This is a genomic window from Algibacter sp. R77976 (genome assembly GCF_044594645.1).
In the GTDB taxonomy this organism is placed as follows: domain Bacteria; phylum Bacteroidota; class Bacteroidia; order Flavobacteriales; family Flavobacteriaceae; genus Algibacter_B.
Window position 1 is genome coordinate 3632133 of sequence record NZ_CP138989.1, and the last position, 17179, is coordinate 3649311.

Annotated in this window: 23 protein-coding genes; 22 read left to right on the forward strand and 1 reads right to left on the reverse strand. The window is 30.8% G+C overall.

What is annotated here, in order from left to right:
- Positions 1–16 precede the first annotated feature (16 nt).
- The 14 genes from SJY43_RS15590 (at position 17) to SJY43_RS15655 (ending at position 10372) form a co-directional block, all read left to right on the forward strand.
- The gene (locus SJY43_RS15590; protein ID WP_396601667.1) at positions 17–541 is read left to right on the forward strand and encodes a hypothetical protein; all 525 of its coding nucleotides are present in this window, start codon (positions 17–19) and stop codon (positions 539–541) included.
- Positions 542–727: 186 nt separating this feature from the next.
- The gene (locus tag SJY43_RS15595; RefSeq protein ID WP_396601668.1) at positions 728–1153 is read left to right on the forward strand and encodes a hypothetical protein; all 426 of its coding nucleotides are present in this window, start codon (positions 728–730) and stop codon (positions 1151–1153) included.
- Positions 1154–1485: 332 nt separating this feature from the next.
- A complete protein-coding gene (locus SJY43_RS15600) occupies positions 1486–1989 on the forward strand; it encodes an energy transducer TonB (protein ID WP_396601669.1) in 504 nt (167 codons plus the stop codon).
- A gap of 181 nt (positions 1990–2170) precedes the next feature.
- On the forward strand, positions 2171–2533 hold the full coding sequence (locus SJY43_RS15605; protein WP_396601670.1) for a hypothetical protein: 363 nt from the start codon (positions 2171–2173) through the stop codon (positions 2531–2533).
- Positions 2534–3280: 747 nt separating this feature from the next.
- Positions 3281–3760 carry a hypothetical protein gene (locus SJY43_RS15610; RefSeq protein WP_396601671.1) on the forward strand — a complete coding sequence of 160 codons (480 nt, stop codon included), beginning with the start codon at positions 3281–3283 and terminating at the stop codon, positions 3758–3760.
- A gap of 163 nt (positions 3761–3923) precedes the next feature.
- Positions 3924–4994, forward strand: coding sequence for a hypothetical protein (locus SJY43_RS15615; protein ID WP_396601672.1), 1071 nt, complete (start codon positions 3924–3926; stop codon positions 4992–4994).
- Between the two features lie 160 nt (positions 4995–5154).
- Positions 5155–5934: a hypothetical protein gene (locus SJY43_RS15620; protein WP_396601673.1), complete on the forward strand. Its 780-nt coding sequence runs from the start codon at positions 5155–5157 to the stop codon at positions 5932–5934.
- A 151-nt stretch (positions 5935–6085) separates the two neighbouring features.
- Positions 6086–6466 (forward strand): hypothetical protein, encoded by a 381-nt coding sequence (locus SJY43_RS15625; protein ID WP_396601674.1) that lies wholly within the window; start codon positions 6086–6088, stop codon positions 6464–6466.
- Between the two features lie 14 nt (positions 6467–6480).
- Positions 6481–6897, forward strand: coding sequence for a hypothetical protein (locus SJY43_RS15630; RefSeq protein ID WP_396601675.1), 417 nt, complete (start codon positions 6481–6483; stop codon positions 6895–6897).
- Between the two features lie 154 nt (positions 6898–7051).
- Positions 7052–7543 (forward strand): hypothetical protein, encoded by a 492-nt coding sequence (locus SJY43_RS15635; protein ID WP_396601676.1) that lies wholly within the window; start codon positions 7052–7054, stop codon positions 7541–7543.
- A 152-nt stretch (positions 7544–7695) separates the two neighbouring features.
- A complete protein-coding gene (locus SJY43_RS15640) occupies positions 7696–8193 on the forward strand; it encodes a hypothetical protein (protein ID WP_396601677.1) in 498 nt (165 codons plus the stop codon).
- 202 nt (positions 8194–8395) lie between these two features.
- Complete coding sequence (locus tag SJY43_RS15645; RefSeq protein WP_152536876.1) at positions 8396–8872, forward strand: hypothetical protein; 477 nt, start codon at positions 8396–8398, stop codon at positions 8870–8872.
- Positions 8873–9034: 162 nt separating this feature from the next.
- Positions 9035–9784 (forward strand): hypothetical protein, encoded by a 750-nt coding sequence (locus SJY43_RS15650; RefSeq protein WP_396601678.1) that lies wholly within the window; start codon positions 9035–9037, stop codon positions 9782–9784.
- A 153-nt stretch (positions 9785–9937) separates the two neighbouring features.
- Positions 9938–10372, forward strand: a complete 435-nt coding sequence (locus SJY43_RS15655; RefSeq protein ID WP_396601679.1) for a hypothetical protein — start codon at positions 9938–9940, stop codon at positions 10370–10372.
- 46 nt (positions 10373–10418) lie between these two features.
- Here the strand turns inward: SJY43_RS15655 and SJY43_RS15660 are convergent, their stop codons facing one another.
- Complete coding sequence (locus SJY43_RS15660) at positions 10419–11390, reverse strand: IS110 family transposase (protein ID WP_396601680.1); 972 nt, start codon at positions 11388–11390, stop codon at positions 10419–10421.
- 951 nt (positions 11391–12341) lie between these two features.
- On the opposite strand from SJY43_RS15660, the gene SJY43_RS15665 reads away from it, so the two are divergent.
- From SJY43_RS15665 to SJY43_RS15700, 8 genes are all read left to right on the forward strand, one after another.
- Positions 12342–12929: an XAC2610-related protein gene (locus tag SJY43_RS15665; RefSeq protein ID WP_396601681.1), complete on the forward strand. Its 588-nt coding sequence runs from the start codon at positions 12342–12344 to the stop codon at positions 12927–12929.
- Positions 12930–13115: 186 nt separating this feature from the next.
- Positions 13116–13487, forward strand: coding sequence for a transposase (locus SJY43_RS15670; protein ID WP_396601682.1), 372 nt, complete (start codon positions 13116–13118; stop codon positions 13485–13487).
- An 11-nt stretch (positions 13488–13498) separates the two neighbouring features.
- Positions 13499–14269 (forward strand): IS3 family transposase, encoded by a 771-nt coding sequence (locus tag SJY43_RS15675; protein WP_396603423.1) that lies wholly within the window; start codon positions 13499–13501, stop codon positions 14267–14269.
- Between the two features lie 174 nt (positions 14270–14443).
- A complete protein-coding gene (locus tag SJY43_RS15680; RefSeq protein ID WP_035329217.1) occupies positions 14444–14692 on the forward strand; it encodes a type II toxin-antitoxin system ParD family antitoxin in 249 nt (82 codons plus the stop codon).
- Positions 14685–14984 carry a type II toxin-antitoxin system RelE/ParE family toxin gene (locus SJY43_RS15685; protein WP_021778630.1) on the forward strand — a complete coding sequence of 100 codons (300 nt, stop codon included), beginning with the start codon at positions 14685–14687 and terminating at the stop codon, positions 14982–14984. The genes SJY43_RS15680 and SJY43_RS15685 overlap by 8 nt, the downstream gene beginning before the upstream one ends.
- 187 nt (positions 14985–15171) lie before the next feature.
- Positions 15172–15543 (forward strand): transposase, encoded by a 372-nt coding sequence (locus tag SJY43_RS15690; RefSeq protein WP_396601683.1) that lies wholly within the window; start codon positions 15172–15174, stop codon positions 15541–15543.
- Positions 15544–15554: 11 nt separating this feature from the next.
- Positions 15555–16325, forward strand: a complete 771-nt coding sequence (locus SJY43_RS15695) for an IS3 family transposase (RefSeq protein WP_396603423.1) — start codon at positions 15555–15557, stop codon at positions 16323–16325.
- A gap of 134 nt (positions 16326–16459) precedes the next feature.
- Positions 16460–16954 (forward strand): hypothetical protein, encoded by a 495-nt coding sequence (locus SJY43_RS15700; RefSeq protein WP_396601684.1) that lies wholly within the window; start codon positions 16460–16462, stop codon positions 16952–16954.
- Positions 16955–17179: the final 225 nt, after the last annotated feature.

Genomic DNA, 17179 nt, shown 5'->3' on the forward strand with positions numbered 1-17179 from the left:
TGAAAAAAAAACCGAAATGAAAGTTAAAATACTTCTTCTTCTTTTAATAATATCTAGCGGAATTTATGGGCAAAATGACAGTATCCAAAAAGAACGATACGAAGTAATAAAAGCACTTTACAAAAACGGAAAACCAACTTTGGACAAAAACTTTCTTCAGTATATGGGAATTGGACTTCTGATAAGTAATCCCGAATTGATTGACAATTTGTTTGGACATTGTATCGATATGGAAAAACGGGAAACTTACTCGTTCTCTGAAATTGTAACGCCTGAAGAAATATCTAAAATGCGTGACCAAATTTCTTGGTTCTCACATTACCGAACTATTGACTCGACAATGCTGTCTGACAATTTCACCATTGTGGATGATTGTGAAAATAAAAGACCTGCCATAACCCTACCTCTAGTCTATAACGACAAAGCAATTGTCTATCTGAATAATAAACAAAATGAGGAGCACTTATTTGTGTTAGTAAAGGAAAACAATGAATGGATAGTGCGTTGCCGAAAGGAAATTTATGTGCGATTCGATGACTAAAAAAACTGTGGGCAACACCGTGTATAATTAATTGCTTTGGTCGTTGCTTATTTGGAAAATTCCTTCGGAATTTTCTCTGGTTCGTTTTTGTTTACTAATTTAGTTGCTAACCAACGCAACTAATCATACACAAACACGTTGGCATACATTTAAACACCAATACGCAAATATAAGAAAAATAACAATATGAAAACAGAGGAATATTACAATCAATCAGATATTAATAGATTGTCTAAATTGCAAAAGGCATCCGACTACGCTATGGATAATGAATACGTAAAATTGTTTAAAGGAAAGGAAGATGAATTTTTATATGTATTAATAAAAAATATACTTAAATCAAATAATTTAGATAGTATTAATAAAGAAATAAACAAATACAAAGTATCTATAAGAGAAAGAGATTTAGACTTATTAAGGGTTATTTACAGTAATAACCGAATAGATTATAAAAATCTGAACGAATATTGGTCTAAAGAAGTGAGAGGAATTGGGAGAACTATATTAAAAAATATACCTTTTAAAATAGCTATTGACTATTCTGAAAATAATATTATTAACGAGGATTACGAATTTCATCTAAAATTGCTTCAACAGCTTGACATCCGATAGCAATATACCCTATTGGAGCGTGTAATTTTTCTGAATTTAACAAATCTTGATTCTCTAAAATGAAATCAATATTCTGTGTTAAAACATGAATTTTATTTTTTATTTCTAAACACCCTTTTTTAGCTAGTTTTTTATCTGACATAAAATTGAATTTAAGCAACGACCGACAAACAAAAACGTATGCCAACACCGTATAAAATTAATTGCTAGTTATTTCCTCTTTGGAAACTTTTTGCGTGATTCTTTTGTATTGCTTATTTTTTAAGTTATTAATATTTCACGCAACTAATTTTATACAATCACGTTGGCAATAATTTAAGAAAAATCCCGAATTGAATAGAATAATAGGAATTATATTGACAATTTTACTTCTGATTTCTTGTAAGAATTCCGAAAATACAGAAACGGAAAAAAATTATGAATCTGAAAACGAAATCACTCAATCGGAATTTAAAAAAGTTGAATCTCAAAACGGACTGAATTTGGAATATCAGCTTTTAGATGAAAATAACGAACAAATAAAATTTTCGAGTTTAACAAAGATGCCTGAATTTCCAGGCGGACTTGATTCGCTGACTAAATTCATACAGCGGAATTACAAATTTCATCAAGGATTTACGGAATATATAAATGGAAAAGTCAAATCGACTTTTGTAGTTGACACTTTAGGAAAAGTCGTAGATATAGAAATAATTGAAAGATTGAGAAAAGATTACGATACTGCTTGTTATAAAGTAATATCTAAAATTCCTGACTGGAAACCAGCGGAAATAAAAAATAATAAAAAAGTGAAAGTTAAATTTCTTCTTCCATTCAAATTTGTGACTGAAGAATAAAAACTATTGCCAACACCGTGTATAATTCATTGCTAGTTTTAGCTTACTTACGAAAATCCTCTCGGATTTTCTATTCGGTTATTATTTGCTAACTTTGATGCTTGAACACGCAACGAAACCATACACATTAACGTTGTAGCCAATTAAAAAAATGAACAATTTTAATAAAGAACTTAAGGATTTGATTTTTGACAAAATACCTGTTGAAAAAGTCTCACGGGAATTAATTTCTGAATTAAAATCTCATTGTGAGGAATTAAATGATGGAGTTTTTAAAGTATATGCGTCAAGTAGAATTAGTGATAATGAATCTAAAGAATATCAAGTTGACACAAACAAACCTCTAAATATTATATACTATAATTTAAGAATTTATGAAATTGACGAAAACAATACATCCGTTGATTTTGTGATTAGCTGGGGAGAAAACCTTAAAACGGACTTTTACGAAGGTTTAGAAAAAGTATGTTACTTTGAGGTTGAATATCAGATTTTGAAAGGGGAAAAAGTGAATTTTATAACCTATGATACATTCTATTCTTAAAAAACTGGCTACAACATTGTATAAAAACAATGCTTAAGTTTAATCCTAAATCAAAAGGCTAGTGCGTATTTGGTCACTCCGATTTTCCTGCGGAAAATCCTCGGACACAAAACCGCACTATTCTTATACGTAACCGTTAGCAACAAGTTGACAAACCAACGAAAATCGTGCAAAATTTCAAGTTTATAGTTTTTTAAGAAAGGAAAAATGAAAAGCGGAATTCGGAAAAACAACTCGGAATTTCACTCAATCTGAATTAAAAAATATGGCGGAATAATACGCTGAATTTCGGCTCGCCCAAAATCAGTTTTCACATCGAAAATTTAGCTAACCGAAAAGTTTTGGCTGAATAGCAGAATGGCTAAACATTACGGCTGAACTTTATGAAAATGGATTTTCCCAACTTTAGTTTCTAACGACGAAAATTCTGAAAACCAAAGGTTCGAGCTGATTATTGGAAAGGCAAAACGTTCGGAAAAAAAAAGCGGAATGAAATCCGGAATTTTTTTTGAGATTTTAAGGAAAAAAGAATAAACGAAATTGAGAAATACAACGAAATTTAAACTCGGGCGAAAAAATGAATAAAACCAGTTGCTAACAAAGTGTATAATTAATTGCTTGGTTCTAGACTACTTACGAAAATTCCGCTGGAATTTTCTATTTGTGATTAGTTTGCTAACTTAGTTGCTTAACCACGCAACTAATCATACACAAACCCGTTGTGCATAATTTGAGAAAACTCACGAAATGAAAAAAATAGTCGGAATAATATTAATAATTTTAGTGTTTATTTCCTGTAAGAATACGCCGAAAATTATAGCCGAAAACCAATCTTACTCTGAAAACGCAATCACTCAATCGGAATTAATAAAATCGGAATCGAATCAGACCGAATTGATTGCTCAAAAAATACTTGACCTTCCCAAACTTCAATGGATTTATCATCCAGAGGTAAAAGAAAGATTACCAGTAAAAGTATTGGAATCGGAACTGATTGACAAAAATTTAAATCTAATTAAGTTTGGGCAAAAAGTTAGAATACTTTCAATGTCAGAATTAGAAAAAGAAGGAATTAAAGACTTTGTAATATTTGACAAAATAAAAATAGGAAAAGACACAACTGATTTTGAATTACATTACAAAATAGAAGGTGCAGGTTGTAGTGGAAAGTTATTGAAAGAAAATGGAGAATGGAAAGTTATCGATTATTCTGTTTGGGAAAACTAAAAACTATGCACAACACCGTGTATAATTCATTGCTAGTGCTCGCCTACTTGGAAATTCCTTCGGAATTTCCTCTGGTTCGTTTTAGTTTACTAATTTAGTTGCTTAAACACGCAACGAAATCATACACAAAACCGTTGTAAGCAAGCTGAACATCCAACTAACATTGAAGATAACACCATACATATTTGAACCCGATAAAAGTATTGAAGTTTACAAGAAGACTTCTGAATACTTATTGGAAAATCCTAACATAAAAGAAAAGATAGAGGAATTAGGATGGTTTTATCACATAATTGGAATGACAATTCCTCAAAACTGGGACAATTTTTGGTCTGGACATATATTTCCATTTTCGGAATCTTGGGAAGAACTTCAAATCTCATTTAATTTAGTTTGTTTTGGACTTTACAAACAAGCTTTTATCTCTTTACGAAGTGCACTCGAATTAGGAATGTTATCTGTCTATTACAACATCAATGATGAGGGTCATAAAATGGTTCAAGATTGGCTTTCATCAAAAGATTCAAATGATGCGAATACACCAAGAGCAAGTACAATTTGGAAAGTACTATTGTCAAATGAAAATATTAAGAAATTCGACAAAGAGCATAATTTAAAAAAGAGATTTGAAGAACTCGGATTTTTACATAATTACGTTCATACTAAAGGTAATAAGTACTCAAATAAACTTGGACGATTCAAAAGTAATTCTCAAACTTTTGAGCCAGACTTAATCGATTCTTGGCTGAATACTTATGAAAAAATTGCTTCAATAGTTTGTACTCTTCATTTACTAAAATACCCAATATCAGTAGTAAAATATGACTATTCAAGAAAATTTGGAATTGACATACCAAGTTTTGGTGGATTAGAAACATTTAACATCGAGAAAATTAGGAAGATTCTGCCTGAATACTATTTAGAGAGTATTGAAAAAATTGCTGAAACTGATATTTCAACACAAGAAACTATTAAAGAAATAAAGTCATTTCCAGACAAAACAGAGGAAGAAGTTGAGGAACAAGTTCTGTTTATTGAGAAATTGACTATCGAAGGCTGTGGATTTAAGAAGTGGCTTGAACAACAAAATAACTTACTTAAACTATTCAATGAAAAAGAATTTAGCGAAGTAATGATAAATCGAATAGAAGTTCTAAAAAAATGGTCTATTGAAAATGATTATTTCGACAAGACTAAACTTGACAAATACAAGAAAAAAAAGGAATCTGAATGAAAAGCCTGCTTACAACACCGTATATAATTTATTGCTGGCTTCTTGCCTACTTACGAAAGTCCTCGCGGACTTTCTTGGTCGTTAAATATTTACTAAATTAGTTGCTTAAAACACGCAACAAACCATATACAACAACGTTGCCATTAATTTGACCCAAACTATGAGAATAACGATTTTAGCAATATTATTTCTTTCAATTAATTCCGTTTTCGGACAAAATAAAGAAGTGGAATACAATGAAATAATTCCAGAATTTATAATTGCTGTTTGGGAAAATAACGGAACATCAAATAATTCGGAATTTAATGCACCTGAATTAAATCAAATTAAGGAATTTTTTGTCGAATTAAGCAAAAGACAAAACGACATAACCTCAAATCAGTTTTTAAACAAACCGACTGACAATACTCTCGTTGCTCATTATCTGAATACTAAGCTTAAATGGAATTCATTTAATGGTCCACACGTTGGACTAAAAAAACTATCAACCAAAAAAGTAATTAAGAACTCAATTAAAAACTTACCGAAAAGGAATGAGCTTTTAGCGTTTTATTATAGTTCTATTTTTATAGATGTTTTGAATAAACAAAAACCAATGGATTTAGCTAAAAAAAACATTGACTTGGAAAATCTAAATCTTCAAAATGATACAGAAAAAGCAATATTATTTTTGACTGCAATGCGACACGTTGGAAGTCAAGTAGCTTCTTATGCGACAACTAAATTCCCAAACAATTGCTTCAGAGCAAAAGAATATGTGGAAAATATGCCGAAATTTAATGGAAAAGCATTTTATGAGTTTGACTTGCCAAAATTCGAGGATTTTAAAATAGAAGTTGATAAACGAAAACCAAAAATGAGTTTTAAAAAAAGATACATTCCCGAATTTGAAAATGCGAAATTGGGAATGGAAAAATGTTTAGCGGAAGAAAAAAACTAATGGCAACACCGTATATAATTTATTGCTAGTTCTAGCCTACTTACGAAAATCCTCGCGGATTTTCTATTCGGTTTTTATTTGCTAACTTTATTGCTTAAACCACGCAACAAACCATATACAACAACGTTGTGGGTAATTTGAGAAAACCGATATGAACGAATCAAAAAGACTGAATTTCTTAAAATCTTATCTCAAATTATACGGAGTTGAGAAAATTGAATTGACCAATGAAACGGCTGACTCAATAAGCGGAATTGCAATCTATGATGAAAATGACCCAGAAGAAAAACAGGAATTTATTTGGCATAAATCGGAAAAGGAAATTCCTTCACCTGAATTAAACATTCTGATTGAAAAAATTGTGACGGAAAAATGGCATAACGGAGATAAAATAACAAAAGATATTGATGAAATAGAATTGGCAGAATTTGACAACGAAACGAAAAAAAGGTTGGAATATCAACTCTTTGATGTTGAAATAAAAATGGTTGACGACGGAGAAGAAACGGATTCTTATTTTGTGCACTACTGATTAAAAAAATGAATGTGATTAAGAAAATATCATTATTTGGAATTGTTTTTCTTTTGGTAGGTTGTTTTTCGACCGAAACAAAAAATCCTGAAAAAGCTTATAAATATTGGGCACGAAGTGGACCACCAAAAGAAATTGAATTAATAAAAGGAGAATACTATCAATCACCACATTTTACACTCGAATATGAACTGTTTCTTAAATTCAAATCTGACAAAAAATGGTTCGACGAATTCGTAGAATATAATAAACTTGAAATTGACACAATTGGGAACGATTGGAAAAGTTGGACTGAATTACCAGAATGGTTTAAACCTGACCAAAATTATCTGATTTATGCAAAAAACCAAACCGACGAATTTGAACGTTCGAGATATCTGAGAAATCCAAAAACTGGAATTAGTTATATTTATGAAACTGTCGGAATGTGAAAATAAAAAACTACCCACAACACCGTGTATAATTCATTGCTTGGTTCTAGCCTACTTGGAAATTCCTTCGGAATTTCCTCTGGTTCGTTTTAGTTTACTAATTTAGTTGCTGAAACACGCAACGAAATCATACACAAACACGTTGTAAACAATTATGAAAAACGCACTTCTGACCTTAATATTGACATTTGGAATTTTGAGTTGTAACGCTCAAAGCCAACGTGAAAAGGAAGAAAAAATACGTTCTGAAATCAACGCCGAATTTGACCAAAATTCATCGAATTGTTTGGGTGGAATTGATGCTGTTTCGGACTTTAATAGCAAAACGGAATTCTGGAATATATGCAACCTGAAAAATGGAAACCGAATAATAAAAATTGAGTCACACGAAAAGGAAACGTATTATCAAGAAATCTATTTTGAAAAAAATGGAGAGTTGGTTTACGCAAAAGAAACGGAAAATTATATGCCGAAAAACCATTTCACTCAAATGAGCTGGAATTGTGAATTTTATGCTGAAAACGGCGAATTAATTGCTCTAATGTCACTTGGACACGGAAAAACGGAAGACGAAGAATGGAATCCTGATGTCATTTTTGAGATGTATAAAAACCGACTAACTGAATTGAAACGAATAAAAAAATAACTGTTTACAACAATGGCTATAAGTAATTGCTTGTCCTCGCCTACTTTGGAAATTCCTGCGGAATTTCCAACTTGGTGTGTACTTGCAAAGTTAAGTGCTAACCCACGCAACTACTCATAGCCGAGACCGTTAGGCAACATTTTGAAGAATCATTGAGAAAGCTGAAAAACATATTAATATTCATTCCAATAATCATAATTGGTATTCCCCTATTTATTCTGGCAATTCCATTTATGATAGTTATTATTCCGATTGGACATTTTCAACGGAAAAAGTTTGAAAAAAAGTACGCTGAATTTCTTAACAAAAATAACGGAAAGAATTTCTTCTGTTACAACAATAGAAAGAACTCAAAGCAATATATAGAAGAGGATATTGTGCCTAATCTGAATGACGGAATTGAAATCGTATATCTGAATGGAAAAAAAATTAAATCGGAATATAATTCTGAATTTATTTCTGAAGCGCTATATGGGCTAAAACATTACAATAAGTTTCCCCATTTAATGAAAATTCGGAATGGAAAACTCATTGACAAATCAATTAATAATCCATTTTATGGAGTTCTGAATATGAACAAATCGAAGGTGGAATTACTCACTAAAATAAATCAATTCTTTGAGCTGAACGTAAAAAAAAACGTTGCCTAACAATGGCTAAACGTAATGCGGACTTCAGGCAAAACCGAAAGGTCTGTGTATATTTATAATGTCGCTAAATCTTTGGGATTTAGCTTTAGACAAGAAAAAATAAAACTAAACCAAAAGCTTTAGCTTAGTGCGCAGACGGAAACCAAAAGTTTCCTTACTACCGCACTACGCTTAGCCGAGACCGTTACCATACATTTGAGAAATGACGAACACATTAAAATATTTAGGACTAATTTTAATATTATCTATTATCGGATTTTTAATTCGAGATTACTTTTTTGACTTTTCCCTTTCTCAAATAACGAATGAAAACACTCGAATTGTTAGCCGAAATATAAGCGGACAGTTTTATTCGCATATTCTATTTGCTATATCAATCGGAATTATTCCTCTACTCTATCTGACCATAAAAAAATTGACCAAACTGAACTTTATGAATCAAGGTTTGGTTTCTTACGGAATAATGGTTGTTTGCGGAATTTTGCTCTGGCAATTTAGAATATTTCAACTGAACAGTAGGTTACAAAAACTATCTGAATTTGACATTGGAAACGGAATTCAAACAGAACTGAATTTTGACAATCTGAATTTTGGACGTTATTTATTCATTGGTTTTTTAATCGGAACAATATTGAGTATTTTGATTTTCAAGAATAAAAACAAAACAGTAACGCAATAAAAAAACGTATGGTAACACCGTATAAAAATAATGCTTAGTTTAGTGCTTTATCAAGAGTCCGTGCACTTTTGTTACATCTGATTTTCCTGCGGAAAATCCTCGCACACAAAACCGCACTATTCTTATACATAAACGTTGGGCATAATTTAACACAACCAAAATATGGGATGGAAATCATCATTAATAATAATTGAAAATAAAGAGAATTTTACTGACGAAAACGAAATTCTAAATGCGCTCGGAAAATCAGACTATGAATTTGACCGAGAATTGACTCTTGATGAGTGCATATATCCTAACGACAAGTCCATAAATATTGGATATTTCAACGGAAACATAGTTATTAGCGATGATTATCAGATTACAACAAATAGTCTTGAAAGAGCAGACAAACTAAATCTGACAAAGGAAGAAAAGAATCTGGTCGAATTATTTCCCACATCTGAAATCGTGACTGTAGCTTGCCATAGTGCTGTTAATTATCACGGATATTCTGTAATAGAAAACGGAATTAAAAAAAGACTCAAAATCATATCTTCTGACGAACCAAGAATTGAGTTTGGAGAGAGAATTAAGGAAGAAAACGAAATCTATGAAAGGTCATATACAAAGGACAATAAAAATTTCTGGAAAGATGATGCTGACCCAGAAGAGGATTTCACAGAAGACCAATTAATGGAGGACTTTACTTTTGGAGTTGCAAAAAGAAGAATAGGAATTTTACTTGACCATTCGGACGGAGACGAATTAATGGAAAAGGTAATATTTAAAAAGTTTAAAAGTCCAAATCAAACATCAGAAGTTGAGGAATTAATAAAAACAGAAAAAAAAGCTAAATGGATTAAGTACGGAATAATAATTCTGATTTTAATCATTTGGCAAATATTGAAACGAACAGTATTTAAAAATTAAAAAAAACTATGCCCAACAATGGCTATAAGTAATTGCTTGTTCTCGCCTACTTCTGAAAATCCTTGCGGATTTTCAGTTAGGTGTGTACTTGCAAATTTAAGTGCTAACCCACGCAACTACTCATAGCCTCACCGTTGGCAAACATTTAAGAAAGTGAAAAGAATACTAATTTCAGCTTTAATTATTAGTTCATTATTATCATGTAATTCTAATTTTAAGAATTTGGAAGGGAATTGGTATACCTGTACTTCGAATAATGAATATTTCGAATTTTTCACGAAAAAGGATTCTTTTAAAGTTATTTCTAATGTTGGAATTATAACAAATTGGACTCACTATTATGTTGAATCAGATACAATGTACTTCATCAAACCAAATGGATTTGATACAGATTCAACCAAAGCATTTTTGAATTACAAATATGGTAAATCATTAAAAATGGATTTTTTTGACGGTAATGAATCCTTACATTTTAAGCCTTTAAATCTAGTTTTAGTCAATTCAGAAATGGATTCTATAACTTTTCATGAAATTAATACACGATCAAAAAGTGTTGAATGTATTAAAAATTATGTTGATAATAATTAAAACGTTAGCCAACAAAGAACTGAGGTAAAAAACTAATAATATTCAATTAATTATTTACTAGAACACTTCTAAAATTTGCATCATACGGTAATCTGTTTTTAACTATTGAAAAAGCCTGTTTTAGTAACTTATTACATACAGCAACCAAGGCTAATTTTTTACTCTTTCCTTTGGCCACAAGTCTATCAAAAAGTGCTTTGCATGCTTTATTATATTTACAAGCATTAAAACTGCACATAAATAATAAATTCCTGAGTTTTGGATTACCCATTTTACTTATTCGTGGTCGTCCGTTTACACTACTTCCACTCTGCCTTATTACTGGTGTAATGCCAGCGTAACTACATAGTTCTTTATAGCTCTCAAAACGTGTAAATCCATCTGTAAAAACCAATAACATTAAAGCTGTTTTATCTCCTATACCTGGTATTGTTTTCAATAAGGTTAATGATTCTTGATATTCTAATTTAACATTTTTAAGTAATTGTTCCTCTAAAGTTTTTATCTCTTTTTCTAAACTTTTTAACTGTCGATTTAAAGACCTAACCACTAATTTGGATGGTGTTCCTAAAACTTCTTCTCCATGTATTTTATTTTTTAACTGCGTGCTTTGTTTTATGTAAAGACTAAGCAAACGTGATAGTTGCAAGCTATCTTGCTGGCTTTTGGACTGACCAAACCATAATGAGGGTTCCTGATCTACTCCATAAGCTTGTATCATTTTTGAATCGCTCTTATCTGTCTTTATTTTTGATAATTGCATCTGGATGTAACGTTTAATCTTTAATGGATTTACAACACTAACGTTTTGGTTATGTTCTATCAAAAAATAAGCTAAACGTAAATGATAATAACTTGTGGCTTCCATGACACATATCGTGTTAGAACCTAATAACTTTAATAGCTTTTTAAAACCTGATAAATTGTTTTTAAATTGATAATAATCATCATTATTATCGCAAACATCAAAGACCGTTTTACTTATGTCGATTCCTAAATATTTAATATCTTTATTCATAACAAAAAAAAGGATTGTAAAGAGCCAATCTACTGTGAATTCAACAACTTAAAATCGAAGTCTGAAGCTTCATAGAACTGTACGAATTTAACGTAGAAAAGAGAAGGGATTATCAATGTTGACGAAATCTAGGTTTCTGCGTGTATAATAACCTTATTCCTCTCTTTGGTTCTTTATGATTAATTTATCTAATTTAATGAAATGCTAAGTTAAGAAGTGTATAATTCATTGCTAGTACTCGCCTACTTACGAAAATCCTCGCGGATTTTCTATTCGGTTTGTATTTGCTAAATTAGTTGCTGAAACACGCAACGAAATCATACACAAAACCGTTGCCAACCATTAAAACAGAACGTAAGCCAAATGAGAAAAATTTTTGAATTTATTATATCTACTAAAACATTATTAATAGCTATCTATTTATTTCTTGCTCAAAATCTTCTTTTAAGATGGTTAGGCTTCCTAAATTCTTACAGATTTTCTGAACAAAAATATATTTATGAATATGGAATCCTGATTTCTAAAGGACTAGTTTATTTGGCTTTTATATTGTCTTTTTTATATCCTTTAATAGTTTGGTTAAAAACAAAAAATGACTTTAGGAAAAATATAGCACTCGTTATTTTCGGTTTTATACCTGCATTATATTTTATTATACTTTATACGCTATCAAGCTGAAAAAAAGGAAAGATGAAATGAAATCTAAATTTAGAAAACATAATCTTAAAAAACTTCTGACTGACACCAAGCAAAACGCAACTGTTGCAACGGACTGACTTGAATAGCTAAAAAACAGTATAAAAAGAATAACGGTTGGCAACACCGTATAAAAATAATGCTTAGTTTAGTGCTTAATCAAGAGTCCGTGCACTTTTGTTACGTCTGATTTTCCTGCGGAAAATCCTCGCACACAAAACCGCACTATTCTTATACATAAACGTTGCCAGTAATATGAAAAAAACTCTGCTAATATTAATAATTCTGCTTTCATTCGAACTTTATTCCCAAGAAATAATAAAGTTTTCAAATGCGGAATTTGAATTTTGTCTGACAAAAAAATGCGGAGAAACCGACTGTGAAATAACTAAAATTGAGGTTCTGAAAAATGGAATCTTAACGCAAACTATAAAACCTAGTGAAAACTATTTCAGTAAAACTTTTCCAAACGACCAACTTTTTGCAATTGAGGATATGAATTTTGACGGGAAAACGGATTTTAGGCTAATGGAATTTCTTCCTGCTGGACCGAATGTTCCTTTTCTATTTTGGATTTATAATCCGACAAATGAACTCTTTGAAAAAAACACAGAATACGGAGAAATAACTTCACCTGAATTTGATTACAAAAAAAAGCAAATTAATTCGACTTGGAGAAATGGCTGTTGCGAACACGGACGAGATGTTTATGAATTGAAAAACGGAATTCCAAAATTGACCGAACGATTTGTTATTGGACACAATTCAGAAGACAAAGAATACAACAAACATTGGAAAGTTGAAAACGGAGAATTAAAACTAATTAAAAAGAAAGTGGAATAAAATACTACTGGCAACACCGTGTATAATTCATTGCTAGTTCTAGCCTGCTTACGAAAATCCTCGCGGATTTTCTATTCGGTTTTTATTTGCTAACTTTAGTGCTTAAACATGCAACGAAATCATACACATCAACGTTGGCAAACATTTTGACCCGTCCTGAATAAAGGCTACATAATTTTAAACATTATGTACAAAAATGACAAAGTAATTAGACGGTATTCAGAGCCTTTTAAACTAAAAATTCTTGATGAACTTAGTAAAGGTAAACACACAAAGAGCGAACTTTGTAAACTCTATTCTATTGCACCTACAACAGTTAATGAATGGATTAAAAAGTACAATCGTAAAGACTTAATGAACACCAGAGTAAAAGTGGAAACTAAAGACGAAATATCTAGAATTAAAGCGCTACAAAAAGAGAATGAAAAACTCAAAAAGCTTCTACTTAAAAAGGATCTGGACGCTATGGTAGAAGAATCTTACCTTGAAGTAGCTGCTGAAAAACTAGGTTACAAAAACGTACAACAACTCAAAAAAAAACTAAATACGAAGCCTTAATAAAAGCCAAAATCAAATCTAAGAGATTTGCTTCTTTATCTAATGTATCTAGTTGTTTCGGCTTAAAACGTGATGCTTATTATAAATATAAACATAGAGCTGATAAACGTTTAGAACTTGAACAACAGATTATTAATATCGTTAGAAAAAGACGCAAATCTCTTCCTAGAGAAGGTGTGCGTAAACTCATAAAATCTTTGGGAAAGGAGTTTGCTAAAGCCAACATTAAAGTCGGTAGAGATACTTTATTTAATGTTCTTAGAAAACATAACATGCTTACACTTAGAAAGAAAATTAGTGCGAGAACAACCAATTCTTATCATCGTTTTTATAAGTATAACAACCTCATAAAAGACATGGAAGTTAAGAGATCAAACCAAGTTTGGGTATCTGATATTACATATATCAGAACTGTAAAAGGCTTTTGTTACTTGGCATTAATAACGGATATGCATTCTAGAAAAATAGTTGGTTATGATCTTAGTGATAGCTTGGAATTAAAAGGCTGTGTAAGAGCGCTTAATAAGGCTATTTATAATACTAAAAACCTTAAAGGACTCATACACCACTCTGATAGAGGAATACAGTATTGTAGCAATGTATATACACAAATACTGAAAAGAAAAAAGATAAATATTAGTATGACTGAAGAAAATCATTGTTACGAAAACGCAATGGCAGAACGCGTAAACGGCATCTTAAAAGATGAGTTTTATTTAGACCAAACCTTTGATAACGTAGCTCACGCAAATAGAGCTGCAAAAAATGCAATTAATTTATAAAACGAAATAAGATTACACTTATCTTTAGATTATAAAACACCTAATATGGTACATAAATTATCAGCGTAAATTCAATTTTAACCTGTAGCCATATTTCAGGACGAGACATTTGAAAATCGAGATAAATTTGGAGTTTTTACCAAAAATTGGTAAATTTGAGTAAATTATTAAAATATGAAAAATACGTCTATATCACTTGGAAATTATTTTGACCAATTTGTGAGTTCACAAGTTTCTGTTGGAAGATATAAAAATGTGAGCGAGGTAATTCGTGCTGGACTTCGACTTTTGGAAAATGAAGAAAGCAAAATGATTGCTTTAAGAAATGCTATCCAAGAAGGACTGAATAGTCCAATAGTGGAAGATTTCGACTTTGAAGAAAACCTACAAAGATTAAAAGCTGAAAAAAGAAAGAATGGCTAAAGTTGTTTTAAGACAAGAAGCCATAGATGACTTAAATGACATTTGGGACTATACTTACGAAAAATGGTCGGAAAAACAAGCTGACAAATATTATGCAACAATCAAGCTTGCTTGTAAAGGAATAGGTGATAATCCTGATGTAGGAAAAGAATATTTTGGAGTAATTGACAATTTACTCGGTCTTAAATCTGGAAAACATATAATATTTTACGATTTAATTTCTGAAGACAGAATTGAAATCATAAGAATATTACACGAAAGAATGGATTTAAAAAATAGATTAACCGAATAAAAACTACACCTAACATTGTATATAAAAAATTGCTATTTTAGGCTTAACCAAAGTTAATTGCTTTGTTTGCTAGCTTCTGATTTTCCTTCGGAAAATCCTCGCACACAAACACGCAACATTTCATATACGTAACCGTTGGCTGTAATAATGACCCGTCCTGAATAAAGGCTACATAATTTTAAACATTATGTACAAAAATGACAAAGTAATTAGACGGTATTCAGAGCCTTTTAAACTAAAAATTCTTGATGAACTTAGTAAAGGTAAACACACAAAGAGCGAACTTTGCAAACTCTATTCTATTGCACCTACAACAGTTAATGAATGGATTAAAAAGTACAATCATAAAGACTTAATGAACACCAGAGTAAAAGTGGAAACTAAAGACGAAATATCTAGAATTAAAGCGCTACAAAAAGAGAATGAAAAACTCAAAAAGCTTCTACTTAAAAAGGATCTGGACGCTATGGTAGAAGAATCTTACCTTGAAGTAGCTGCTGAAAAACTAGGTTACAAAAACGTACAACAACTCAAAAAAAAACTAAATACGAAGCCTTAATAAAAGCCAAAATCAAATCTAAGAGATTTGCTTCTTTATCTAATGTATCTAGTTGTTTCGGCTTAAAACGTGATGCTTATTATAAATATAAGCATAGAGCTGATAAACGTTTAGAACTTGAACAACAGATTATTAATATCGTTAGAAAAAGACGCAAATCTCTTCCTAGAGAAGGTGTGCGTAAACTCATAAAATCTTTGGGAAAGGAGTTTGCTAAAGCCAACATTAAAGTCGGTAGAGATACTTTATTTAATGTTCTTAGAAAACATAACATGCTTACACTTAGAAAGAAAATTAGTGCGAGAACAACCAATTCTTATCATCGTTTTTATAAGTATAACAACCTCATAAAAGACATGGAAGTTAAGAGATCAAACCAAGTTTGGGTATCTGATATTACATATATCAGAACTGTAAAAGGCTTTTGTTACTTGGCATTAATAACGGATATGCATTCTAGAAAAATAGTTGGTTATGATCTTAGTGATAGCTTGGAATTAAAAGGCTGTGTAAGAGCGCTTAATAAGGCTATTTATAATACTAAAAACCTTAAAGGACTCATACACCACTCTGATAGAGGAATACAGTATTGTAGCAATGTATATACACAAATACTGAAAAGAAAAAAGATAAATATTAGTATGACTGAAGAAAATCATTGTTATGAAAACGCAATGGCAGAACGCGTAAACGGCATCTTAAAAGATGAGTTTTATTTAGACCAAACCTTTGATAACGTAGCTCACGCAAATAGAGCTGCAAAAAATGCAATTAATTTATAAAACGAAATAAGATTACACTTATCTTTAGATTATAAAACACCTAATATGGTACATAAATTATCAGCGTAAATTCAATTTTAACCTGTAGCCATATTTCAGGACAAGACATTTGACCAAACCATAATCTGAACTGATTGAAAAGAGTATTAATTGTTTTTGGAATTATTATAATTAGTTTAGAAATAGCTATATACTTCTTTTGGTACAAAGAATTAAAATTTGAGGGATTCTTTATTTTAGCTGGGCTTTGTCATTTTACAAATACCGTTATTGTTTTTGGAATATTGACTGAAATACTGCCTAAACAAAAAAGGAAGTTGATAACAAACTTATCATTAGGTCTAGCCTTATCATTCTTTCTGATTCATTATTTTAATTCTGTTAGAATTAAAAATTGGATTAACAAAGATGGAATCTTGACAAACGGAACAATCATAAAAAAGAAATATGGTGCGAAAACATCACCTTATGTAATAACTGAATTTAATTATAAAGGTACAAAATATGAATCGCGTCTGACAATATCAGGCTCAAGCGAATTTGAAAAAATTAAATTAGGAGATTCTGTCTTGATTAAATTCGTGAAAGAATATCCAAATATGAACAAAACGGAAAAACAATTAAAATAATAAAAACTATGCACAACAAAGTACTGTGTTAAAAACCAAGTATTTTTAAGCTAATCTCGAAACATAGTTTTCATAATAAGGTTGTCCACTTTTTGCAATAGTAAATGTCTATTTCAACAACTTATTTACTAACTTTAATACCTAAACACGCTACGAAAGCTATTGCGAATACGTAGCGCAAATTTACCTGATAACAGTCAATAATTCTTTTTGTTAGATTTTCTC

Coding starts and splice junctions, on each gene's coding strand:
- SJY43_RS15685 (WP_021778630.1), top strand. CDS start 14,685: ATGGCTAAAGTTGTTTTAAGACAAGAAGCCATAGATGACTTAAATGAC.
- SJY43_RS15595 (WP_396601668.1), top strand. CDS start 728: ATGAAAACAGAGGAATATTACAATCAATCAGATATTAATAGATTGTCT.
- SJY43_RS15650 (WP_396601678.1), top strand. CDS start 9,035: ATGGGATGGAAATCATCATTAATAATAATTGAAAATAAAGAGAATTTT.
- SJY43_RS15690 (WP_396601683.1), top strand. CDS start 15,172: ATGTACAAAAATGACAAAGTAATTAGACGGTATTCAGAGCCTTTTAAA.
- SJY43_RS15645 (WP_152536876.1), top strand. CDS start 8,396: ATGACGAACACATTAAAATATTTAGGACTAATTTTAATATTATCTATT.
- SJY43_RS15635 (WP_396601676.1), top strand. CDS start 7,052: ATGAAAAACGCACTTCTGACCTTAATATTGACATTTGGAATTTTGAGT.
- SJY43_RS15590 (WP_396601667.1), top strand. CDS start 17: ATGAAAGTTAAAATACTTCTTCTTCTTTTAATAATATCTAGCGGAATT.
- SJY43_RS15625 (WP_396601674.1), top strand. CDS start 6,086: ATGAACGAATCAAAAAGACTGAATTTCTTAAAATCTTATCTCAAATTA.
- SJY43_RS15620 (WP_396601673.1), top strand. CDS start 5,155: ATGAGAATAACGATTTTAGCAATATTATTTCTTTCAATTAATTCCGTT.
- SJY43_RS15670 (WP_396601682.1), top strand. CDS start 13,116: ATGTACAAAAATGACAAAGTAATTAGACGGTATTCAGAGCCTTTTAAA.
- SJY43_RS15610 (WP_396601671.1), top strand. CDS start 3,281: ATGAAAAAAATAGTCGGAATAATATTAATAATTTTAGTGTTTATTTCC.
- SJY43_RS15680 (WP_035329217.1), top strand. CDS start 14,444: ATGAAAAATACGTCTATATCACTTGGAAATTATTTTGACCAATTTGTG.
- SJY43_RS15660 (WP_396601680.1), bottom strand. CDS start 11,390: ATGAATAAAGATATTAAATATTTAGGAATCGACATAAGTAAAACGGTC.
- SJY43_RS15665 (WP_396601681.1), top strand. CDS start 12,342: ATGAAAAAAACTCTGCTAATATTAATAATTCTGCTTTCATTCGAACTT.